This is a genomic window from Roseibium sp. AS2, assembly GCF_038900065.1.
Taxonomy (GTDB): Bacteria; Pseudomonadota; Alphaproteobacteria; order Rhizobiales; family Stappiaceae; genus Roseibium.
Genome location: NZ_JBBMQN010000010.1, coordinates 179985 through 201733, shown reverse-complemented (window position 1 = coordinate 201733; position 21749 = coordinate 179985). Strand labels below are relative to the sequence as shown.

Here is a 21749-nt window from a genome sequence, read left to right as displayed (position 1 = left end):
GCGCCGATGTCATTTTCAGGCAAACGTCTTGGGCTGGACCTTGTGATCCTGGCTGCAACGCTGGCGGGGATCGGCTCGGTGCTGGCAACCGGCGGATACACCCAGTTCGTGATCGGGCTTGTCGCTCTGACCACCATTCTGGGGGCGGGTCTCAATGTGCTCTACGGTCTCACAGGCCTGGTGTCGCTCGGCCAGGTCGGCTTTTTTGCCATCGGGGCCTATGCCTGCGGCATCGCCACGCTGTCCGGGATGTCCTTCTGGCTGGCCCTGCCGCTGTCCGCCGTCACGGCCGGTATCGCGGGCGGCTTGCTGGCCGTGCCTGCCGTGCGCATGGCCGGGCCGTTCCTGGCGATGGTCACGATCGCCTTCGCCTTCATTGTGGAGCATGGCGCGGTCGAGTGGCGCGCGCTGACGGGTGGTCAGAACGGCCTGATGGGCTTTCCCATGCCCGCAATCGGCGGCCATGTCTTTTCCGAGCGCGACCTTGTCCTGCTGGCCGTTGGCCTGGCGGGGTTTGCGCTTTACCTGTTTCGGCGTCTGGCCGACAGCGGCTGGGGCATGGCCATGACCGGCATGCGCGACGCGGAGATCGCTGCGTCCTCCCTCGGCTACCGGCCGTTCGCGGTCAAGTCAGCGGCCTTCGTGATCGCGGCGGCCATGGCCGGTCTGGCCGGCGGGGTGTTCACGCCGCTGATGATGTTCATCGCGCCCAGCAATTTTCCGTTCTCGCAATCGATCCTGTTTCTGTTCGCGATCCTGATCGGGGGCTCCGGCACAGTGCTCGGACCGCTCGCGGGCGCGCTGGTGACCGTGCTCCTGCCGGAATTCCTGTCCGGACTGGCCGAATACCGTCTGCTGTTCTTCGGCGGCCTGCTGATCGGGGTGCTGCTCCTGGCACCGCGCGGGATCGTCGGGACCGTCTCCGCCTTTCTTCCGTCCCGCAGTCGGACCATCGTCACGGCAAGGACGGAGACCGTTGAAGAGGCGCTGCGCAAGACAGGCGCCGGGTCCATTGTGGAGATCGAGAACCTCGGCATTTCCTTCGGCGGCGTCCGGGCGGTCAATGGGGTCTCGCTGTCGATTGCGGCGGGCGAGGTGACCTCGATCATCGGTCCGAACGGCGCCGGCAAGACGACCATACTCAACATGGTCAGCGGATTTTATGCGCCCTCCGACGGGCGGATCCTGCTGGGCGGCAGGAACCTGGCGGGCGCCCCCGCCCACACGGTGGCGCGGGCGGGGATCGCTCGCACCTACCAGACGACAAAGCTGTTCGAGAACCTGTCTGTCGTCGCCAATGTCGTCTCCGGTCTTTCCAGGGGCGCGCTCGGCAATCCCTGGAAGGATGTCCAGTCGCCTGCGAACCTGGAACTGGCAGCGGGCCTGTTGCGCTTCTGCGGCTATATGGGAGATCTGGAAAAGCGCGCCGGGGACCTGCCGCATGTCGACCGGCGCCTCGTCGAAATCGCGCGGGCCCTGGCAACGCGGCCGGAGATCCTGCTGCTGGACGAACCCGCTGCGGGCCTGATGCGCGCGGACAAGGAGGCCGTTGCCGGTCTCCTGCGCCGGATCGCCGGTCTCGGCCTTGCGGTGGTTCTCGTCGAGCATGACATGGATCTGGTCATGGGCATCTCCGACAGGATCCTGGCGGTGGACGCCGGAACGCCGATCGCCTTCGGCACGCCGGCGGAAATCCAGGCCGACGAGACCGTCATCGCCGCCTATCTGGGAGACGGGTCCTCTTCGGCGCATCCGCGCTCCGTACCGCTGGAGACGGTGGAGACACCCGTCCTGTCGACGCTCAAGCTGACCGCGGGCTATGGCGCGGCGCCGGTGCTGACGGATGTTTCCGTGAAGGTGCGGCCCGGGGAGATGGTTGCGCTTCTCGGGGCGAACGGTGCCGGCAAATCCACGTTCCTGTCGGCGCTTTCCGGGCTGCACCGGCCGGTCGGCGGCCGGATCATCCTGAACGATGCCGCGGTCCATGACCTGGCGCCCCATGACCTGGTCGAACGCGGGCTTGTGCTGGTGCCCGAGGGGCGCCAGGTGTTCCCGGAGCTGACGGTTCTGGAGAATATCGAGCTGGGTGCCTACAAGCGGCGCAAGGAGATGTCAGCGGCCGAAATAGCCAGCCATCTGGACCGGTTTCCGCGGCTGAAGGAGCGGCTGTCCAGCCGTGCCGGGCTGCTGTCGGGCGGCGAGCAGCAGATGATGGTGATTGCCCGTGGGCTCATGGCCCGTCCGGAAATCCTGCTTTTGGACGAGCCGTCCCTGGGACTGGCCCCGGCCATGGTCAACGAGCTCTATGCCATCCTCGGTGAGTTGCGCGACGAAGGCACGACCATTCTTCTGGTCGACCAGATGGCAACCATGGCGCTGTCGGTCGCCGACTACGCCTATGTGCTCGAACAGGGCAGGGTGGTTGTCGAAGGGCCGGCGGGCGAGCTTGCGGCAGACCCGCGTCTGACGGCCGCCTACCTGGGCGGCGGCGAACCGGGTGAAACGGTGAAGGAGGCCATGGCATGAGGGATTGCGTCATTCGCGATGTCAGGCTTTCAGGTCACCCCTCCCACGTGGATCTTCTTGTCAGCAACGGACTGATCGCGGCGATCGCCCCCCGCATCGCGACGGACGCCCGCCAGGTTCCGGGCAACGGTGCCCTGCTGACGACCGGTTTCGTCGAAAGCCATATCCATCTCGACAAGGCCTGCATCCTGGACCGTTGCCACAATGAAACCGGCACCCTGGAGGGCGCGATCGCCTCGGTCGGAGCCGCCAAGAAGGGCTTTACGGGAGAGGATGTCTACGCACGCGGCGCGGCGGTTCTGCGCAAGGCCATCGTCCAGGGCACCAACGCCATGCGCACCCATGTCGAGATCGACCCCGGCATCGGCCTGACCGGTTTCGACGCCGTGCTGCGGCTGAAGAAGGATTTCGCCTGGGCTCTCGAGCTGCAGATCTGTGTCTTTCCGCAGGAGGGGCTGACCAACAATCCGGGAACGGCGGAGCTGCTGGAGGACGCGCTTTGCAAGGGCGCCGATGTGCTCGGCGGCTGTCCCTACACGGACACCGACCCGAACGCCCAGACCCGGCTCCTGTTCGAGATGGCGGCCCGTTTCGACGTCGACCTCGATTTTCACCTGGATTTCGATCTCGATCCTGGCTGGCGGCATCTGGACGAGATCGCGCGGCAGACGGTGTCCTTCAACTGGCAGGACAGGGTCGCCATCGGTCATGTCACGAAGTTGTCGGCCCTGCCGCCGCGCCAGCTCGCGGAGACGGTGTCGCTGGTGAAGGATGCGGGCATCGCCCTGACGGTGCTGCCGGCAACGGATCTCTTTCTGATGGGACGGGATCACGATCATCTCGTGCCGCGCGGCGTTGCGCCGGCGCATGTCTTTCATGCAGCCGGGGCCTGCTGCACGGTCGCGACCAACAATGTGCTCAACCCGTTCACGCCTTATGGCGACTGCTCGCTGACCAGAATGGCCAATCTGTTCGCCAATGTGCACCAGCTGAGCACGCCGCGCGAACTGGAGGCCTGTTTCGACATGATCACGGCCGCGCCCGGGCGACTGATCAACCGGAGCCGGGTCCTGGCGGTCGGAGAAGAGGCGACATTCGTCGCCGTGCCCGCCGAAACGGGAGCCCAGGCGATCGCGGAGATCGCGCGGCCGGTCTGGGGCATGAAACGGGGACGGATGAGCTTCGAACAGCCGGCGGCACGATTGTTGGAGCCAGACGTGGTTCGAGCCCTCGGGGGCGCGACGGCGACCGTTTAACTTTCCGGCAAAAGAAAACCGGCCCGCTCGGTAAGCGCGGGCCGCTCAGACTGCTGACAGGTTCTCAGTTGGTCATTCCGGACAAGTGCAGCGAAGCTGCGCGCTGATCCGGAACCTGGCGCATCAGCGCGAGCGAAGGCGAGCCCCAGAGCAAGTCAAGTATCTGAAATCATGAATAAAGACGCGCCTGCGGCGCGAAGTAAGCGCTGGGTTCCGGCTCTGGTCATGCAGCTGCGCTGCAGACCGGCCGGAATGACCCAGGTGAGTTTGTCAACAAGCTGACCGGCCCGCGCTTCCCGAGCGGACCGGTTTCCTTTTCACGGCTTCAGGGCGGGCCCTTGCCCAGTGGATGCTTACGTGATCGATCCCTCGACACCCTCGATGAGATAGTCCGTGCCCCAGAGCGCGCCGTCGTAAAGACCGAGCGTTTCTTCCACGACCACCTTGCCGGTGTTGTCCTTGATCGGGCCGACAAAGATCGGCGCACCGCCCTTGAGCTCCTCGATCGCCCCAAGGGCAGCCGCTTTGGCCTCGTCGCCCGCGCCTGCGCCGAACGGGGTCGAGGCGACCATGTTCTTGTCGTAGCCGCCCTCGTTGAGGTTCGGCAGTTTCTCGCCCTTCTGGATCAATTCCGCATAGGCGGTATAGACGGTGCCCCACTTCAGCTCGGCGCCGGTGATGAAGCCGTTGGGCGCCAGCGGTGACTGGTCGGCATTGTGGCCGCAGCTTTTCACACCGCGCGCTTCCGCCGTCTCGATGACCACCTTCGGGCTGTCCACGTGACAGGCTATGACGTCGCAGCCCGCATCGACCAGGGCATTCGCCGCCTCGGCTTCGCGTACCGGCAACGACCATTCCCCGGTGATGATCAGCTGCACCTTGACGTCCGGATTGACCTTGCGCGCTCCTACGGTGAAGGCGTTGATGTTGCGCAGAACCAGCGAGATCGGCTTGGCCGCGATGAAACCGATCTTGTTGGACCTGGTCGACAGGCCAGCGGCGATGCCGTTCACATAATGGGCCTGGTCGAGATAGCAGAAATAGCCGCCGAGATTGCCCGGATGCTTGTCCGCCGACCAGAGCGAGGTCGGATGCCGGAATTCCACGTCCGGGTATTTCTTCGATGTCTCGATCATGAAGGGATCGAAATAGCCGAAGCTTGTCGGAAACAGCAGGGAGGCGCCGTCGAGCTGGATCATGGATTCCATCGACTTGGTGACTGCGTTGGTCTCCGGTACGTTCTCTTCCTCGACGACGGTGACGTCCGGAATGTCCTTGAGAGCCTGGGCCGCGACCGCATGTGCCTGGTTCCAGCCGAAATCGTCCCTCGGTCCGACATAGATCATGCCGATGGTGGTGGAAGCCGCACGGGCGAGCCCCGGCGCGGATGCGGCGAGCGCCAGCCCGCCTGTGCCGGCCAGGAATGTCCGGCGGTTGAATTTGATGCTGTTCATACCGTTCCCCTCTCGAAGGTCTGTCGGCGCAAAGCTTTCCCGTTCTCCGCGGGCCTGGCGCCAGGGAGTGGCAGCCCTGACCAGGCTGCTGCAATCAGATATTCCATGTGTCCGCTTTCAGCGGCTTCTTGGCGGCTGCCGGTAACCGGTCAGCCGACTTCGGCAAGCCGGAGCTGCCGCTCCTCCCAGGGTTCGATGGTGCGGGCGACCGCTTCGCACCGGATCATGTTCCGCGCTTTCTGCTGCCGGCCGGAAACGTGATGGCGTCGGTTGTCTCATCGGCCTCGATCTCGCCGGCGTGCCGGCTGAGGATCTCGGCAAGCCTGGGGCCGCCCCTGTCCTCGTCGCTGAGCGCCCGTGTTTCCACCAGGCTGACATGATGATCCATCAGCCGAACGGCCTCCTCGACATTGCCCTCCCTGAGGGCGACGACGACGTCCCGGTGCTCGTTGACGGCGCAGTCCGTCGCATGAGGGCGTCCGTAAAGAGCCAGGATCAGCGAGCAGCGGGACACCAGCTGCGTGATGTAACCGATCAGGACCGGATTCTCCGTCAGCTCGGCGAGCAGGATATGGAATTCGGCAGCAAGGCGGACCGAGATTCGTTCGCTGCCGGCCTCCCGGGCTGCGTCTTCCTTGCGGATATGGCCTTCCAGCGCAGCGCCATGCGCCGGTGACCAGCTCTCCGCGACGATCCGGATGACCTCGCGTTCCAGCGCGCGCCGAACGCGGAAGACATCCTTGGATTCCGAAAGGCTCGGCCGTGCAACCGTCGCGGTCTTCTTGCCGCCGGTCTCCACCAGACCGTCGCCCTGCAGCCGGGCAAGCGCCTGGCGAACCAGGGTGCGGCTGATGTTGAATGGCACGCCGATCTCGTCCTCGGGCAGCTTTGTCCCCGGTCCGAGGTCCTGCTCGATGATGGCCTGGCGCAAGGCGCGATAGACGATTTCAACACGGGTCGGCTTTTTCATTCGGGTACTCGATCCTGACGTTGCGGTCAGTTAAGTATGCAAAACTGAACAAATCAAGTATACAAGATGACCGAATTTGAGGCGGCTTCTGCCTAAAGCTTGCGCTTTTCCCTTTCTGTTTTTCACGTTTATCCTGAGAAAGAGCCCCAGTCTTTCGCGAAAAGGGCCGTTCCTGAAACGGATGCCTTGAAATCGCGGATACTCAAAAACGACTTTAGGTATACAAACGAGGTGCGCATGGATTCCGGAGATACGAAACGACACGCGATTGTCGTTCGGCTCAACCAGCAGCAGATGGAGCTGGTCGACAGGACGATTGCAGGCGGACTGGCGGACAGCCGGGAAGCGCTGCTGCGGCGCGCGCTGAAGGAATATGCCGACCAGCACGGAGATGAAGCCGATGACTGACGTCCTGTCGCGCGAGGACGCGCAAGCCGATCCCGGGCGCCGGCTGATCGAGGAACGGATCCTCGAGCCTGGGACCGGCAAGGCCTTCGAGCTGAGGAAGGGCCAGATTCTCAGGATCGAGCAGGCGGTCGGCAACCAGTGCGTCGACTTCAACTGTTTCAACCTGCATGACTACAAGGAATTCATGCATTGCGGCCGTACCCGCACGGTGCACGGCTTCAATCCGAGCGAAGGCGATTTTCTCTGGTCGGCGCCGCCGCGGGAAAACGCGATGCTTTACATCCTGAAGGACACCGTTCGGCGCAATGATGTGCTGTTTCCAAGGTGCAGTGCCTTTCTCTATGAAAGCGCCTATGGTTTCGACGTGCACACCAATTGCCATGACATCCAGGCCGAGGCGCAGCGCGAATACGGCCTGACACCGGACGACGTCCATGACAGCTTCAACTTCTTCATGTGCACCGAAGTCACGCTCGACGGGCGGGCAACCATCACCCGGCAGAACACAGGCAAGGGCGATCATGTCGACCTGCTTGCGATGATGGACGTCCTCGCCATCCCGAATGTCTGCGGCGCCGACATCATGCGCACCAGCAACTTCGCCCTGAAGCCGGTCAGGATCCGGATCTTCGAGGCGACCGAAACGGACCTGGCCGCCGTGCCGGACGTGCCGGCCATGAAAAGCCAGCGCACGCCGGCCCAGTTCCGCAACGCCAGGATCAAGGCAACGCGCGAACTTGTTGCCGACCCGGACTACATGCCGGAGTTCGCCAACACGCCGATCGTCGAGGAGGGCATCGTACTGGACCTCGACGAGGCGGAATGGGCGCTTTTCGAACAGCATGCCCGCCGGGACCTCTACGGCGACGATGACGGTGCGGCGTTCCGGGACATCCTGTTCACCTGGTGGGAAGAGCGGTTCCTGAATGCGGCCAGCGGCGCGCCCTCGACCGCGGGCAAGGGGCATGAGTGACCTCCTGGCCCATCGGGAATTCCTGATACGGTCCCGGGCTACGATCACGGGCGTCGATGCGGACCTCGACGGCGAAGTGGTCGAAGGGGCGGCCATTCATGTCCGCGACGGCCTGATTGCGGCGGTGAAGTCGTTCGGCGAGCTGCGGGCCGAGTACCCGGACCTTCCTGTCGAGGGCGGTCCTGGCGCGATCGCTTTTCCAGGCCTCGTCAACGGCCATCATCATTCCGGGCTGACGCCGTTCCAGCTCGGTGTGCCCTACGGACCGTTGGAACTCTGGCTGCCGCAGTTCCGGGGCATGCGCCATGTCGGGCACAGGCTCGACACGCTTTACTCGGCGATCGAGATGCTGGAATCCGGGACCACAACGGTCCAGCACATCCACCCCGGCCTGACCGGCGGCCCGGACACCTGGACGGACCTGTCGGACAAGGTCATCGGCGCCTATCGCGACATCGGCATGCGGGTGTCCTTCTCCTTCATGATCCGGGACCGGAACCAGCTCGTCCACGAAGACGACGACCCCTTCCTGTCCCGGCTGCCGGAGGACGAAGCGGCTTACTGGCGGCCGAAGCTTGCGGCGGGCAAGGCGCCGATCAGCTCCTACATGGACTGGTTCGAAGCTGAAAAGTCCGTCTGGGCGGGAACGGATCCGGACGGGGTCTGCTGGCAGCTCGCGCCGGCCAACCTGCACTGGTGCACCGATGACTGCCTGACCGCGATCTTCGACACCGCGCGGCGCACCGGGTCCGGGATCCACATGCACCTCGTAGAAACCCGGCTGCAGGCGGAATACGCCCGCCAGACCTACGGCAAATCGGCGATCCGTCATCTCGCGGATCTCGGCTGCCTGAGCGGCGATCTCACCCTTGGCCACGGCATCTGGGCCGACGAGGCCGACCTGGACCTCGTTCACGACTGCGGCTGCACGATCTGTCACAATGCCAGTTCCGGCCTGCGTCTCGCCAGCGGCGTTGCGCCGGTCAATGACATGCTGAAGAGGGGCATACCTGTGTGCCTGGGCATCGACCAGGCAGGGATCAACGACGACCGCGACATGCTGCAGGAGATGCGGCTGGCCTGGGCGCTGCACCGGGAGCCGGGGCTGACCACCTTCCGGCCGTCCGCCGGACATGTTTTCAGGATGGCGACCGAGCACGGCGCGGCAACCACCGGGTTCGCAGGCCGGATCGGGCGTCTCGAGATCGGCAAGGCCGCCGATGTCGTGCTGGTCGACTGGAACGACATCGCCCGGCCCTTCATCGACCGTGGCGTGCCGCTGGTTGACGCGCTGCTGCAGCGCAGCCGGCAGATGGCAGCGGACACGGTGTTTGTCGGTGGCCGGAAGGTCGTTTCCGGCGGCCGGGTGATCTTGATCGACCGGGAGGCGGTCTTCGAGGAGATCGGCGCAATTCTGTCCGCGCCGCTCTCCGCTCCGCAAGCCGAGGCGCGGGAGCGGACCGCAAGCCTGGTTGGGCACATGGCGCGCTGGTTCGATGGGCATTACCCGGAAGACATCCGGTGTGCCTACCGCTTCAATGAGATCGCCGGGCCAGTCTGATCAGTTCGTTCGGCAGGCTGTTGAGAGCCGCGGCCAACTGGTTCGCGAACCGGGCCGAGGCAACCGACAGCGTCCGCCCGCGCATCTGCATCAGCGTCAGGTTGCCATAGGGAACGTCTTCCCTTGCAAGCGGGCGGAAGGTGAGCCTGTCGTCTCCGAAAATGTTGAGCCCGATGGGGAACTGGAAGCCGACAGCCGCCTCCTGCTGCACGTAGTGGCGCATGAATTCGAAGGAATCGGCTTCGGCGATCGGTTCCATCTTCTGGCTCATGTTCGCAACGGCCAGGTCGAGCAGGTAGCGGATGCCGATCCGTTTCGGCGGCACCACATGCGGATGCCCGAGACAGTCCCTGAGGCGAAGCCTTTCCTTCGCCGCCAGGGGATGGTCCCTGGCCATGACCGCGTAGACGGGCTGTTCAACCGACAGGAGCACATCGAAGTCACCGAGATGGGCCGGTTCGAAGACAAGGGCCAGATCGCTCTCGAAGGCGCGCAGGTCTTGTTCCGCCGCATCCCGGTCGCGCACGTGAACCGAAAAGGAAACGCCGGGATGCTCGGCCCGGTAGGCGGCGATCTGGGCCGGCATGAAATAGGGCTGGATCGCCTGGGAACAGGCAATGCTGACATGGCCCCGGCGAAGGCCGGACAGATCCGCGACCTGGCTGCGAACCCTGTCCATGTCGGCCACCTGCCTGCGGATATGCTGGATCAGCAGTTCGCCCGCCGGATTGAGGCGGACACCGCCGTGCAGGCGTTCGAAGATCGGAGCGCCGAATTCCTCTTCAAAGCCGAGAATGCGCCGGTTCAGGGCCGAGGAGGTGATGTTCATGTCTTCGGCGGCCTTGCGGATGGACCCGGCCTTGGTGACCGCGTCGATCAGCTTGAGCGTTTGAAGGTGCTTCATATTCAATGCCTTGCCTTTTGCGCTGCAAATTACGAAGCACAAGAGTGCAATAATAGCAATAGAAGTACGCACCAAAGGCGCGCATCCTGAGTTCAACGGAAAGGACGTTCCTCCCCCTTTCCTTCCAACAGGGGATTGCTATGACCTATGAAACATCACGCCGCGGCTTTCTGACCGGCGCCGGAGCAACGGTTCTTGGTGCCTCCGTCCTGCCGTTCCTGAAGGTGCTGCCGGCTTCGGCGGCCGGCAACGACGTGGTGGTTGCCGTCACGGGCCAGACCATCAACAGTCTCGATATTCACCGCACGGGCACGAACCGGCCGAGCTACCAGGTGGCGGTGAACGTCTACGACCGGCTGGTCAGCTTCGGCACCAAGACGCTTGAGGACGGCAGCCTCTCCTACGACTATTCCGTGATCGAGCCGGAGGTGGCCGAAAGCTGGGAGACCACAGACGACGGCATGGCGATCGTCTTCAAGCTCCGGCCGGAGGGCAAGTTCCAGGACGGTTCGCCGATCACCGCGGAAGATGTGAAATGGTCTTTCGACCGCGCGGTCAGCGTCGGCGGTTTCCCGACGGTGCAGATGAAGGCCGGTTCGCTTGAAAAGCCGGAGCAGTTCGAAGTCGTCGACGAGTTCACCTTCAAGATCAATCTCTTGCGCAAATCGAAACTGACACTGCCGGATCTTGCGGTGCCGGTGCCGATGATCATCAACGCCAAGGTGGCGCGCGAACACGCGACCGAGGACGATCCCTGGGCGATGGAGTATCTCCACAAGACCCCGGCCGGATCGGGGGCCTTCAAGGTGGCCGCCTGGAAACCGGGCGAACAGCTCGTCTACGAGCGCAACGACGGCTGGACCTCCGGCCCCGTGCCGGCAGTCCAGCGGGTGGTGCTGCGCGAGGTTCCGAGCCCGGCAACGCGGCGCGCGCTGCTGGAGCGCGGCGACGTCAACATGTCCTTCAACATGCCCAACAAGGACGCCAAGGAGCTGTCGGGCACCGAAGACATCACCATCGCCACGACACCGATCGAAAACGCGATCTACTGCCTGTGTCCGAACCTCTCCTTCGGACCCTTCAAGGACAAGAGGGTCCGGCAGGCGATCGCCTGGGCGGTGCCTTACGAGGAAGTGTTCCAGACCGCCGCTTACGGCCGGGGCGCGCCCATGTGGGGCGGGGCTTCGGCAGCGCCGGTCGATATCGCCTGGCCGCAGAAGTTTCCCTATGCCAACGATCTCGACAAGGCCAGGGCCCTTCTTGGGGAAGCCGGTTACGGCGAAGGTTTCGAGGTGCCGCTGTCCATCGACCTGTCCCAGAGCGACTGGATGGAGCCTGCCGCGCTGCTGATCCAGGAAAACCTGGCGAAGATCGGCATCAAGGCCACCATCGAGAAGATCCCGGGCGCCAACTGGCGCACCGCGTCTCTGGTCGAAAAACGTCTGCCGTTGCACCTTGAAACCTTCGGCGGCTGGCTGAACTACCCCTGCTACTATTTCTTCTGGGCCTATCAGGAAGGCCATCTCTTCAACTCGTCGAACTACCGGAACGAGGAGATCGAGGCGTTGACGTCGGAAGCGCTGCACATGTCGGTCGACGACCCGGCGTATGCGCCCAAGATCAAACGCATGATCGAAATCGTCTGGGACGAGGTGCCGCGCATTGCCCTGTGGCAGCCGGCGCTCAACGTCGGTACGCGCAGCCTTGACGGCTACGAGTACTGGTTCCATCGCCAGCTCGACGTCCGCGGCCTGAAGAAGGCCTGACGGCAATGACCGGTCGCCTGTCGACAATCGGGCTAAGGATCACACACGCCATTCCCGTGATCCTGGGGGTTGTCGTGGTCAGCTTCCTGCTGACCCGCGCCCTTCCCGGCGACCCGGCCGTCTATTTCGCCGGGGCCGCGGCCGACGAACAGTCGATCGCGGAGGTCCGCACGGCGCTCGGGCTCGACAGATCGCTGGCGGAACAGTTCCTGGTCTATGCCGGGGGCGTACTCACCGGGGATCTCGGCAATTCGCTGTCGAGCGGGCAGCCGGTGCTGCAGGATCTGGCCAACCGGCTGCCGGCGTCCCTTGAACTCACACTGACGGCGCTGCTGCTTTCCTGCAGCATCGCCATTCCGCTCGGCGTGCTGGCAGCGACACGCCCCGGGTCGGCAGTCGATCACCTGTGCCGTGTGCTCGTTACGGCAGGGGTGTCGCTGCCGACCTTTTTTACCGGTGTGGTTCTCATCTACGTGTTCTACTACCTGCTCGGCATCGCGCCGTCGCCGCTCGGCCGGCTCGATTTCATCTACATCGAACCGGCGCATGTCACCGGGTTCTACCTGATCGACGCGGCGATTGCCGGGGACTTTGAAACCTGGGTCGGTGCGCTCAAGCAGCTTGTGCTGCCGGCGACGACCCTGGCGCTGTTCACGCTGGCGCCGCTGGCCAGGATGACCCGGGCCGCCATGCTGAGCGCGCTCTCCTCCGACTACATCAGGACCGCGCGCGCCGCTGGCCTGACGGAGGACAAGGTGCTGTTCACCTATGCCTTCCGCAATGCCCTGCTGCCGGTGATCACCACGCTCGGCATGGTGTTCTCCTTCACCCTGGGGGCCAACGTCCTCGTCGAGAAAGTGTTCGCCTGGCCGGGTATCGGATCCTATGCGGTCGAGGCGCTCGTCGTCTCCGACTATGCCGCCGTGCAGGGCTTCGTGCTGGCCATGGCCCTGCTGTTCGTCGCGCTGAACCTTCTGATCGACCTGACCTACACGCTCATCGACCCCCGCATCGGATTTGAGACCAAATGAGCGATCTGGCCACCTCCACCACCACGCAAACGGACGGCACGCTGGCCCATGTCGCCTATGTGCTGCGTTCCAACCCGGTGACACTGCTGGCCTTTGCCATGTTCGCGGTCCTTCTGGTGGCGGCGATCCTCGGACCGGCGCTCGTGCCCTATGACCCCATGGCCTCGAACGCGGCGCTGGCGCTCCAGCCACCATCCCTCGACCACTGGTTCGGGACCGACAACCTGGGCCGGGATGTCTTCAGCCGCGTGATCGTCGCGACCCGGCTGGATCTGGCGATTTCGGTCGCCGCCGTGGCGCTGTCGTTTCTGATCGGCTCGGTGCTCGGCAGCATCGCAGGCTACTGGGGCGGCTGGATCGATACGGTGCTCAACCGGCTGTTCGACACGATCATGGCCTTTCCCCTGTTCGTCCTGGCCATGGGCATCGTCGCGGCGCTCGGCAACACGATCGAGAACATCGTCTACGCCACCGCGGTCATCAACATTCCCTTTTATGCCCGGCTGGTCAGGGCGGAAGTCAACATCCGCCGCGATGCCGGCTTCGCCCAGGCGGCCAAGCTCGCCGGCAACTCCGACATCCGGGTCCTCGCCCTGCACATCTTTCCCAACGCGCTGCCGCCGATGATGGTGCAGGTGTCGCTGAACCTCGGCTGGGCAATCCTCAACGCCGCAGGGCTGAGCTTCATCGGCCTGGGTGTGCGCCCGCCGACAGCCGAGTGGGGCATTCTGGTCGCGGAAGGCGCCAACTTCATCGTGTCCGGTGAATGGTGGCTGGCGATCTTTCCGGGACTTGCCCTGATGTTCGCCGTGTTTACCTTCAACCTCCTGGGAGACGGGCTGCGCGACATCGTCGACCCCCGGCAACGCTCATGAGCCTCCTGTCGATCAAAGACCTGAAGGTCTCCTTCAAGACCCGGCGCGGCGATGTCGAGGCGGTGCGCGGCGTGTCGCTGGATGTCGCCAAGGGCGACGTTCTCGGCATTGTCGGCGAATCCGGATCCGGCAAATCCGTCACCTCCTACGCGCTGATGCGCCTTCTGGAGAGCAACGGCCGCATCACCGGAGGCGCCTTGAGCTATGGCGGCATCGATCTGCGCACGGTTCGCGAAAGCGCGATGCGGGATCTGCGCGGCCGGGAATTCTCGATGATCTTCCAGAACCCGCGCTCGGCTCTCAACCCGATCCGCAAGGTCGGCCACCAGGTCGAGGACGTGCTGCGCCGCCATTCCAGGGCGACGCGGTCGACCGCGCGCAGGGAAGCGATCAGGGCGCTTGAGGCGGTCCGCATCCGCGATGCCGAAGCGCGCTACAACGCCTATCCCTTCGAGCTCTCGGGCGGCATGTGCCAGCGCATCGTCATCGCGCTGGCGCTCGCCTGTGACCCGAAGCTGCTGATCGCCGACGAGCCGACCACCGGCCTCGACATCACCACCCAGAAGACGGTGATGGACCTGATCGCGGACCTGATCGCCGAACGCGGCATGAGCGCCATCGTGATCACCCACGATCTCGGTCTGGCCGCACAATACTGCGACCGCATCGCGGTGATGAAGGATGGCGAGGTTGTCGAGGAGGGATCTGCGGAACGCCTGTTCTCGGCGCCCCGCAACGCCTACACCCGCAAGCTGGTGGACGCGACCCCCCGGGCCGGTGCGTCCGTGCGGTCCCTGTTGCCGGCGGAGCTGCGCACGCCGGCACCGGTTCTGGAGCCGATCCGGGCGCCTCTTCTGGAGGTGCGTGATCTGGTGAAGACCTATCAGGGCAAGTCCGGGCCCGTGCATGCGGTCAAGGGCATCAGTTTTTCTGTCGGGAAGGGCCAGAGCGTCGGCCTCGTCGGCGAATCCGGCTGCGGTAAGTCGACGACCTCTTCCATTCTCGTGCGCCTCGCGGACCCGACCAGCGGGGAAATCCTCTTCAACGGCGAGGATCTGGCGAAGACACCCGCAACAGATTTCGCCCGCGATCCGAGACGGCCGAAGATCCAGATGGTGTTCCAGGATGCCACCGACAGCTTCAATCCCCGGCATACCGCCCGGCAGTCCATCGGCGAGCCGCTGGCGCGCCTGACAGGATTGCCGGCCGGGCAGCGCCGGGACCGCATCGGGGAACTGGCGGATCTGGTCGGCCTGCCCCGGCCCCTGCTCGACCGGTTTCCGCACCAGCTATCCGGAGGGCAGAAGGCGCGCGTCGGCATCGCGCGGGCCATTGCCGTCGATCCGGAGTTCCTCATTCTGGACGAGCCGACCGCAGCGCTCGACGTGTCCATCCAGGCGATCGTGCTCAATCTTCTGGTCGACCTCAGGGCCAAGCTCGGCATGAGCTACCTCTTCGTCAGCCATGACCTGCATGTCGTCCGGCTGCTCTGCGACCATGTCATCGTGATGCGGGACGGGGAAATCGTCGAGGAAGGGCCGGCAGACCAGGTCATGGAAACGCCTGCCCACCCCTACACACAGGAACTGCTGGCCGCCGCGCCGGCCCCGCCCGTTCTGGCGGAGCCGGCCAGCTCCGCCGCCGAATGAGAACAAGAGACATTGAGGCAAAAAATGTTCGATCTTCCCTTCACGTTTTCGTCCCTTGAAGCCGCCTATGCGGGCGGGACGGCCCCTGCGGATATTGTCGAGGAAGTGTTTCGGCGGATCGAGGCCATCGGCGATCCCGGCATCTTCATTCATCTGCTCGACAAGGAAGAGGTGCTCGAACAGGCCGCAGAACTCGGCGCTTTCGATGCCGCGAAGCCGCTCTGGGGCATTCCCTTTGTCATCAAGGACAATATCGATGCCGGCGGCAAGCCGACGACGGCCGGCTGCCCGGCTTACACGTACCAGGCCGGTGAAGACGCCTTTGTGGTCGGGAAACTGCGGCAGGCCGGCGCGCTGCTGATCGGCAAGACCAACCTCGACCAGTTCGCGACGGGCCTCGTTGGTGTGCGTTCGCCCTTCCAGCCGCCGAAGAACGCCGTCGATCCGGCCATCGTGCCGGGCGGTTCGTCTTCAGGGTCGGCGGTCGCGGTCGGCCACGGCATCGTCAGTTTCTCCCTCGGCACGGATACGGCCGGGTCCGGCCGCGTGCCGGCGGCGCTCAACAACATTGTCGGCCTGAAGCCGACGCTTGGCGCCCTGTCCGCGACCGGCGTCGTGCCCGCCTGCCGGACACTCGACACGATCTCGATCTTCGCGCTGACCGTTGCGGACGCCTATACCGCCTACCAGGCCGCCGCCGGCTTTGACGATCAGGACGCCTATTCCAGGCCTGTCGAGGTTGCGGATCTGTCACCGGTGACCACCGGTCTGCGGATCGGTATCCCCGACAGCGCGTCCATCGAATTTTGCGGCGACAGTGTCCAGGAAACCTCCTTCCGCGACACGGTTGCGCTTCTGAAGGCGGAGGGAGCGGACATCGTCGAGGTCGATTTCACGCCGTTCTACGATGTCGCGCACATGCTCTACGAGGGCGCATGGGTCGCCGAACGCCATACGGTCATCGAAGACCTGATGAAGGAAAACCCCGAAGCGGTTCATCCGGTGACCCGGAAGGTCGTCGGAGCCGCACTGGACCTGAGCGCGACCGACGCCTTCAGGGGCTTTTACAGGCTGAAGGAGCTCGCCCGGAAGACCGAGCCGGTGCTGGCGAAGCTGGATCTCCTGTGCGTGCCGACAATGCCGACCTTCTACAGCGTGGCGGACCTGGAAGCCGATCCGATCGGCCCGAACTCGCGCAATGGCACCTACACCAATTTTGTGAACCTGCTCGACATGTGCGGCCTTGCCGTGCCGGTGTCGCCGCGGTCCGACGGGCGGCCCGGCAACGTGACCCTGCTGGCCGCTGCGGGCCGCGACGGCTTCCTGGCTTCGCTCGGCACCCGGCTGGAGCAGATGGCGCCGCACACGCTGGGGGCGACCGGCTGGGCACTGCCGGCGCCATCGGATCTGCTGCCTGCTCCGGGCCCGGGAGAGATCGCCATTGCGGTGTGCGGGGCGCATATGTCCGGCATGGCCTTGAACGGCGAACTGACCGGACGCGGCGGACGTTTCCTGCGCGCCGCGCAGACCAGCGACGCCTACACGCTGCATGCACTCGCCGGCGGCCCGCCGAAACGTCCGGGCCTCGTGCGCGGTCCGGCCGGCTCCGGCACGGCGATCGAGCTGGAAGTCTGGGCGCTGCCGGCCACGGAAGTCGGCGGGTTTCTTGCCGGTATTCCGGCACCGCTCGGACTGGGCACGGTCGAGCTTTCGGAGGGCACGAGCGTGACCGGTTTCATCTGCGAAGCCGCAGGTCTGCAGGGCGCGGAAAACATTTCCCATCTTGGAAGCTGGCGCAAGTTCACCCCCTCCGCAGCGGTGAACCAGCCCGTTGTGGCGGCAGAATAAGACTGGAGAGGAGCGGGCAATGGATGATCTGGATCTCCCGATAATCGATCTGATGCCGCTGGTTTCCGGAGCGCCGGGAGGACTTGAAACCGTCGCCGCGCAGCTCGGCCGTGCCGCGCGCGAAACCGGCTTCTTCTACGTGAAGAACCACGGCGTCGAGCAGGCGCTGATCGAGCGCGTCTTTTCGGCAGCCCACGCGCTCTTCGCGCAGCCGCTGGACGCCAAAATGGTGCTGACGAAAGACTTTTTCAAAACCAATCGCGGCTATGTGCCGATGAAGGGCGAAAACCTCGATCCGGCCAAGCCGTCAGATCTCAAGGAGGCCTTCAATATCGGCCTGGACCTTGCCGCGGACGATCCGAGGATCCGCGCCGCCGAGCCGTTCCGGGCCGTCAATCAATGGCCCGGCCTGCCCGGCTGGAAAGACGCCGTGCTGACATATTTCAACGCCGTCTGGGCGTTGGGGCGGCTGATGCACCGGGCAGTCGCCGCCGATCTCGGCGCGGATCCGGACTTCTTCGAAGACAAGCTCGATGCGCCGATGGCGACGCTTCGGCTGCTGCACTATCCGCCGCAACCCGCCGGGGCGGAAGCCGGACAGATCGGCGCGGGCACCCATACGGACTACGGCAACATCACGATCCTGCTGCCGGATGCCGTCGGCGGCCTGGAAGTGCGCAGGAGAGACGGCATCTGGCTCAAGGCGCCGACCATCGAAGGCGCCTTCGTCTGCAATATTGGCGACTGCCTGATGCGCTGGACCAACGATGTCTATGTGTCCACGCCCCATCGGGTGGTCAATTCCAGCGGGCTCGAGCGCTATTCGATCGCGTTCTTTCTGGATCCGAATCCGGATGCGACCGTTGCCTGCCTGTCGACCTGCCTGCAGCCGGGAGAAAGCCCGAAATATGCCCCGGTCTCCGGAGCGGAGTACCTGAAATCCAGACTCGATGCCAGCTACGAGCCGGTCAAGGCAACGGCCGGTGGCTCCGGGTGAGTGGGTAAGAATTAGACAGAATAAGAAAATGCTTAAATCTTGGGCGGAAACGTTGGTGGCGAGCAAGCGAAATGGCTTGAGCCGACAGCCCGGGGATCGGGAAGGAAAGAGAAAGTTACTGCAACGTCAACGCTTTGTCCCGGATCGGTTTGTTGATCCGGGAACACAGGGAGTTGGCACAGGGATTGCTCGTTTTATGCAAAAGCAGGACGGAGCCGGGCGGATGTCGCATGGCTTTGTCAGAATACGGAGGACGTCATGTCAAAATTCGAAATTTCACGCCGCACCATCCTGAAATCATCCGCAGCGGGCCTTGCCGCGCTGTCCTCGGCCGGTCTGCCGCGTCTGGCGCATGCGTCGGACCTGACGGTCGGCATCGTCTATGTCGGTCCGCGCGACGACTTCGGCTGGAACCAGGCCCATGCCGTCGCCGCAGCGGCCCTGAAGGACGTGCCCGGCGTGACGGTCGTCGAGGAAGAGAACGTGCCGGAGACCATCGCGGTCCAGAAATCCATGGAGTCCATGATCAATCTGGATGGCGCCAATCTGATCTTCGCGACGTCCTTCGGCTACTACAAGCCGTTCGTGCTTGATCTGGCGGCGAAATACCCGGACGTGGAGTTCCGGCATGCCGCACCGCTGTGGACCGAAGGGGATCCGAAGAACGCGGGCAGCTACTTCGGCTATCTCGATCAGGCGCACTACGTGGATGGCGTCGCCGCCGGGCTGTCGACGACCAGCAACAAGCTTGGTTTCGTCGCCGCCAAGCCGATCGGAACGGTCCTGCGCAACATCAATTCCTTCCTGCTGGGCGCGCGCAAGGTCAATCCGGAGGCCACGGTTCAGGTCATTTTCACCGGCGAATGGTCGATGCCGGTGCGCGAGGCCGAAGCGGCCAACGCCCTGGTCGATGCCGGATGCGACGTTCTCACCTGTCATGTCGACGGGCCGAAAGTGGTGATCGAAACCGCCGAATCGCGCGGTATCAAATGCTGCGGCCACAATGCGTCCCAGGCCCCGCTCGCGCCGAACGGCTTCATCACCGGGGCGGAATACAAGTGGGAGACCATCTACAAGATGTTCGCCGCCGACCTCGCCGAAGGCGAACCGCTGCCGAACTTCACCGGTGGCGGCTTCGACGTCGATTTCGTCCGCTCCACACCCTATGGCGCCGGCGCCACGGAAGCTGCGATCGCCGCCGCCGATGCGGCCCGTGCGGACGTCAAGGCCGGCAAGCCGATCTTCGTCGGTCCGATCAACAAGCAGGACGGTTCGCCGCTGCTGGCGGCGGGCGCCAGCCTCGACAACTACGAACCGTCCCTCGATCAGACCGACTACCTGATCGAAGGCGTCGTCGGCTCGATCACCTGAGCCCACGCGCAAGCCTGCCACACCCGATGTCCTGTTCGCGAACCGGACCCGGGTGTGGCCGAAGCCTCGGCGCAGCCGCCCGCAGATGTCGTGGCGGCCGCCCAATCATCAGGGAAAAGGTATGGCAGATACCACGGAAACGCCCGGCATCACCGTTCGACCCAGCCTGACGGCCGATCTTCTCGACAGGATCGGGCGCTCGGCGGAACATGTGGTCATTCCGCTCCTGGCGCTGATCGTGTCGGGCTGCCTTTTTTCCCTGTTCCTGCTGGCGCTCGGTAAGTCTCCGGTCGACTTTCTGTCGCTCGTCTGGCGCGGCGGCTTCGGGACCAGCTTTTCCTGGCAGAACACGCTGGTGCGGTCGGCGCCGCTCATTTTCACGGCGCTGTGCGTGGCCATCCCGGCGCGGCTCGGGCTCGTCATCATCGGCGGGGAGGGCGCGCTGGTACTCGGCGGCTTCGCCGCCGCCGCAATTGCGATTCCCATGATCGACTGGGCGCCCGGCTTTCTCCTGCTGGGCGTCATGGCGCTCGCGGCCATGGTGGCTGGCGGGCTCTGGATCGGCTGCGTCGGCGCGTTGCGTCACTATCGCGGCGTCAACGAGACGATCGCGTCGCTGCTGATGTTCTACATCGCCGTCTCGATCCTGAATTTCTTTGTCGAGGGGGCTCTGCGCGATCCGTCCGACCCGAACAAGCCGTCAACGCGGCCGATCGGCTCGGACAACATGATCGGCGCCATTCCCGGAACGGATGTGCATTGGGGGCTGCCGGTCGGCGTTGTCCTGTGCGTCCTGCTCTATCTCCTGATGAACCGGACCACCTTCGGCTTTGCCGCGCAGATCGCCGGCGGAAACCTGAGGGCCGCACAGGCGCAAGGCCTGCCGGTCGGCCGGCTGGTGGTGGTGTCCTGTGCGCTCGCCGGCGCCTGTGCCGGTCTCACCGGTTTCTTCGAGGTTGCCGCCATTCACGGCAAGGCCAACGCCTCGCTGATCGCGGGCTACGGGTTCACCGGAATCCTCGTCTCGTTCCTGGCGCGCCACAATCCGCTGGTGATCGTGCCCGTGGCGATCTTCCTCGGCGGAATCGCCGCCTCGGGCGGGCTGATCCAGCGGCGCATGGACCTGCCGGACGCCACGGTTCTGGTGCTGCAGGGCTTGTTGTTCCTGGTCATTCTGGTGTCGGAAACCTTCTACGGCCGGTTTTCCATCTTCAAGCCGAGGAGCAGAACCCGATGAGTGACGATCCCGGCCTCATGACCGTTCTGCTGGCGATGTTCGCCGGAGCCATCCGGGTCTCGACCCCGTTCCTGTTCGTCAGCCTCGGCGAATTGCTGACCGAGAAATCGGGGCGCATCAACCTGGGGCTGGAAGGCACGCTGGTGTTCGGCGCCATGTCCGGCTACGCGATTTCCTACCACACCGGCTCGCCCTGGCTCGGGGTGCTGGTCGCCGGTATCTGCGGGTCGGGCTTCGGTGCGCTGCACGGCTACCTGTGCAAGCTGCCGAAGGTCAACGACATTGCCATCGGCATCGCCCTGATGCTGTTCGGAACCGGCCTCGCCTTCTTCTTCGGCAAGGCCTACATCCAGCCGTCCGCGCCGCGCCTGCCCTCGCTGTCCTTCGGCGCCTGGAGCGATCATCCCGGCGTGCGGCAGGCCCTTGAAATCAATCCGTTGTTCCTGCTGGGCATCGCGCTGGCGGTGTTCCTGTGGTGGGCGCTGAAGAATACCCGCTACGGCCTGACGATCCGCACGACAGGCGACAGCGCGCCGGCGGCCCTGGCGCTCGGCATCGATGTCGACAGGGTCCGGCTGCTGTCGACCATGGCGGGCGGGTTCTTCGCCGGCATCGGCGGGTCGTTCCTGTCGCTCTATTATCCGGGCAGCTGGACGGAAGGCCTGTCGTCCGGACAGGGCCTGATGGCGGTCGCGCTGGTGATCTTCGCAAGGTGGAACCCGCTCGCCTGTTTCTGGGCGGCGCTGCTCTTCGGTGCGGCCGGTGCGCTCGGCCCGGCGCTGCAGTCCATCGGCATCTCGCGCGGCTACCATTTCTTCAATGCGGCGCCCTACATCCTCACTCTTCTGATCATGATCGCGAGCACCTCGCCCCGGCGTTCCCTCAAGGGCGCGCCGGGCGAACTCTCGATCACCAAATAAGGA

Annotated in this window: 17 protein-coding genes; 14 read left to right on the top strand and 3 right to left on the bottom strand. The window is 64.6% G+C overall.

All coding sequences use genetic code 11. The features are described 5' to 3' along the window. The first annotated feature begins 6 nt into the window (after positions 1–6). Entirely contained in the window at positions 7–2526 is a 2520-nt protein-coding gene (locus tag WNZ15_RS24555; protein WP_342895678.1) for a branched-chain amino acid ABC transporter ATP-binding protein/permease, read from the top strand. Then, a complete protein-coding gene (locus tag WNZ15_RS24550; protein ID WP_342895677.1) occupies positions 2523–3782 on the top strand; it encodes an amidohydrolase family protein in 1260 nt (419 codons plus the stop codon). Before WNZ15_RS24555 ends, WNZ15_RS24550 begins: the two co-directional genes overlap by 4 nt. A gap of 353 nt (positions 3783–4135) precedes the next feature. On the opposite strand, the gene WNZ15_RS24545 is transcribed toward WNZ15_RS24550, so the two are convergent. Next, positions 4136–5236 (bottom strand): BMP family ABC transporter substrate-binding protein, encoded by a 1101-nt coding sequence (locus WNZ15_RS24545; RefSeq protein WP_342895676.1) that lies wholly within the window; start codon positions 5234–5236, stop codon positions 4136–4138. A gap of 223 nt (positions 5237–5459) precedes the next feature. Then, complete coding sequence (locus WNZ15_RS24540; RefSeq protein ID WP_342895675.1) at positions 5460–6206, bottom strand: GntR family transcriptional regulator; 747 nt, start codon at positions 6204–6206, stop codon at positions 5460–5462. Between the two features lie 237 nt (positions 6207–6443). Between WNZ15_RS24540 and WNZ15_RS24535 the strand changes: the two genes are divergently transcribed. The 3 genes from WNZ15_RS24535 to WNZ15_RS24525 are packed head-to-tail and all read left to right on the top strand — an operon-like array spanning position 6444 to position 9148. Further along, on the top strand, positions 6444–6614 hold the full coding sequence (locus WNZ15_RS24535; RefSeq protein WP_342895674.1) for a ribbon-helix-helix protein, CopG family: 171 nt from the start codon (positions 6444–6446) through the stop codon (positions 6612–6614). After that, positions 6607–7587, top strand: a complete 981-nt coding sequence (locus WNZ15_RS24530; protein WP_342895673.1) for an urea carboxylase-associated family protein — start codon at positions 6607–6609, stop codon at positions 7585–7587. Before WNZ15_RS24535 ends, WNZ15_RS24530 begins: the two co-directional genes overlap by 8 nt. Then, positions 7580–9148: an amidohydrolase family protein gene (locus tag WNZ15_RS24525; protein ID WP_342895672.1), complete on the top strand. Its 1569-nt coding sequence runs from the start codon at positions 7580–7582 to the stop codon at positions 9146–9148. Before WNZ15_RS24530 ends, WNZ15_RS24525 begins: the two co-directional genes overlap by 8 nt. On the opposite strand, the gene WNZ15_RS24520 is transcribed toward WNZ15_RS24525, so the two are convergent. Beyond that, positions 9123–10052 carry a LysR family transcriptional regulator gene (locus WNZ15_RS24520; protein ID WP_342895671.1) on the bottom strand — a complete coding sequence of 310 codons (930 nt, stop codon included), beginning with the start codon at positions 10050–10052 and terminating at the stop codon, positions 9123–9125. The genes WNZ15_RS24525 and WNZ15_RS24520 overlap by 26 nt on opposite strands. 140 nt (positions 10053–10192) lie before the next feature. Here WNZ15_RS24520 and WNZ15_RS24515 point away from each other — a divergent pair, with 140 nt between their 5' ends. The 9 genes from WNZ15_RS24515 (at position 10193) to WNZ15_RS24475 (ending at position 21746) form a co-directional block, all read left to right on the top strand. Continuing rightward, positions 10193–11818 carry an ABC transporter substrate-binding protein gene (locus WNZ15_RS24515; protein WP_342895670.1) on the top strand — a complete coding sequence of 542 codons (1626 nt, stop codon included), beginning with the start codon at positions 10193–10195 and terminating at the stop codon, positions 11816–11818. Between the two features lie 5 nt (positions 11819–11823). Further along, positions 11824–12849: an ABC transporter permease gene (locus tag WNZ15_RS24510; protein ID WP_342895669.1), complete on the top strand. Its 1026-nt coding sequence runs from the start codon at positions 11824–11826 to the stop codon at positions 12847–12849. Next, complete coding sequence (locus WNZ15_RS24505) at positions 12846–13724, top strand: ABC transporter permease (protein WP_342895668.1); 879 nt, start codon at positions 12846–12848, stop codon at positions 13722–13724. The genes WNZ15_RS24510 and WNZ15_RS24505 overlap by 4 nt, the downstream gene beginning before the upstream one ends. Beyond that, on the top strand, positions 13721–15373 hold the full coding sequence (locus WNZ15_RS24500) for an ABC transporter ATP-binding protein (RefSeq protein WP_342895667.1): 1653 nt from the start codon (positions 13721–13723) through the stop codon (positions 15371–15373). Before WNZ15_RS24505 ends, WNZ15_RS24500 begins: the two co-directional genes overlap by 4 nt. Positions 15374–15397: 24 nt before the next feature. Then, the gene (gene atzF, locus WNZ15_RS24495) at positions 15398–17221 is read left to right on the top strand and encodes an allophanate hydrolase (protein WP_342895666.1); all 1824 of its coding nucleotides are present in this window, start codon (positions 15398–15400) and stop codon (positions 17219–17221) included. Between the two features lie 19 nt (positions 17222–17240). Further along, the gene (locus tag WNZ15_RS24490) at positions 17241–18218 is read left to right on the top strand and encodes a 2-oxoglutarate and iron-dependent oxygenase domain-containing protein (protein WP_342895665.1); all 978 of its coding nucleotides are present in this window, start codon (positions 17241–17243) and stop codon (positions 18216–18218) included. A 258-nt stretch (positions 18219–18476) separates the two neighbouring features. Continuing rightward, positions 18477–19589, top strand: a complete 1113-nt coding sequence (locus tag WNZ15_RS24485) for a BMP family ABC transporter substrate-binding protein (RefSeq protein WP_342895664.1) — start codon at positions 18477–18479, stop codon at positions 19587–19589. 121 nt (positions 19590–19710) lie between these two features. Then, entirely contained in the window at positions 19711–20826 is a 1116-nt protein-coding gene (locus tag WNZ15_RS24480) for an ABC transporter permease (protein ID WP_342895663.1), read from the top strand. Beyond that, a complete protein-coding gene (locus WNZ15_RS24475) occupies positions 20823–21746 on the top strand; it encodes an ABC transporter permease (RefSeq protein ID WP_342895662.1) in 924 nt (307 codons plus the stop codon). Before WNZ15_RS24480 ends, WNZ15_RS24475 begins: the two co-directional genes overlap by 4 nt. Positions 21747–21749: the final 3 nt, after the last annotated feature.

Coding starts and splice junctions, on each gene's coding strand:
- WNZ15_RS24555 (WP_342895678.1), top strand. CDS start 7: ATGTCATTTTCAGGCAAACGTCTTGGGCTGGACCTTGTGATCCTGGCT.
- WNZ15_RS24550 (WP_342895677.1), top strand. CDS start 2,523: ATGAGGGATTGCGTCATTCGCGATGTCAGGCTTTCAGGTCACCCCTCC.
- WNZ15_RS24545 (WP_342895676.1), bottom strand. CDS start 5,236: ATGAACAGCATCAAATTCAACCGCCGGACATTCCTGGCCGGCACAGGC.
- WNZ15_RS24540 (WP_342895675.1), bottom strand. CDS start 6,206: ATGAAAAAGCCGACCCGTGTTGAAATCGTCTATCGCGCCTTGCGCCAG.
- WNZ15_RS24535 (WP_342895674.1), top strand. CDS start 6,444: ATGGATTCCGGAGATACGAAACGACACGCGATTGTCGTTCGGCTCAAC.
- WNZ15_RS24530 (WP_342895673.1), top strand. CDS start 6,607: ATGACTGACGTCCTGTCGCGCGAGGACGCGCAAGCCGATCCCGGGCGC.
- WNZ15_RS24525 (WP_342895672.1), top strand. CDS start 7,580: ATGAGTGACCTCCTGGCCCATCGGGAATTCCTGATACGGTCCCGGGCT.
- WNZ15_RS24520 (WP_342895671.1), bottom strand. CDS start 10,052: ATGAAGCACCTTCAAACGCTCAAGCTGATCGACGCGGTCACCAAGGCC.
- WNZ15_RS24515 (WP_342895670.1), top strand. CDS start 10,193: ATGACCTATGAAACATCACGCCGCGGCTTTCTGACCGGCGCCGGAGCA.
- WNZ15_RS24510 (WP_342895669.1), top strand. CDS start 11,824: ATGACCGGTCGCCTGTCGACAATCGGGCTAAGGATCACACACGCCATT.
- WNZ15_RS24505 (WP_342895668.1), top strand. CDS start 12,846: ATGAGCGATCTGGCCACCTCCACCACCACGCAAACGGACGGCACGCTG.
- WNZ15_RS24500 (WP_342895667.1), top strand. CDS start 13,721: ATGAGCCTCCTGTCGATCAAAGACCTGAAGGTCTCCTTCAAGACCCGG.
- atzF (WP_342895666.1), top strand. CDS start 15,398: ATGTTCGATCTTCCCTTCACGTTTTCGTCCCTTGAAGCCGCCTATGCG.
- WNZ15_RS24490 (WP_342895665.1), top strand. CDS start 17,241: ATGGATGATCTGGATCTCCCGATAATCGATCTGATGCCGCTGGTTTCC.
- WNZ15_RS24485 (WP_342895664.1), top strand. CDS start 18,477: ATGTCAAAATTCGAAATTTCACGCCGCACCATCCTGAAATCATCCGCA.
- WNZ15_RS24480 (WP_342895663.1), top strand. CDS start 19,711: ATGGCAGATACCACGGAAACGCCCGGCATCACCGTTCGACCCAGCCTG.
- WNZ15_RS24475 (WP_342895662.1), top strand. CDS start 20,823: ATGAGTGACGATCCCGGCCTCATGACCGTTCTGCTGGCGATGTTCGCC.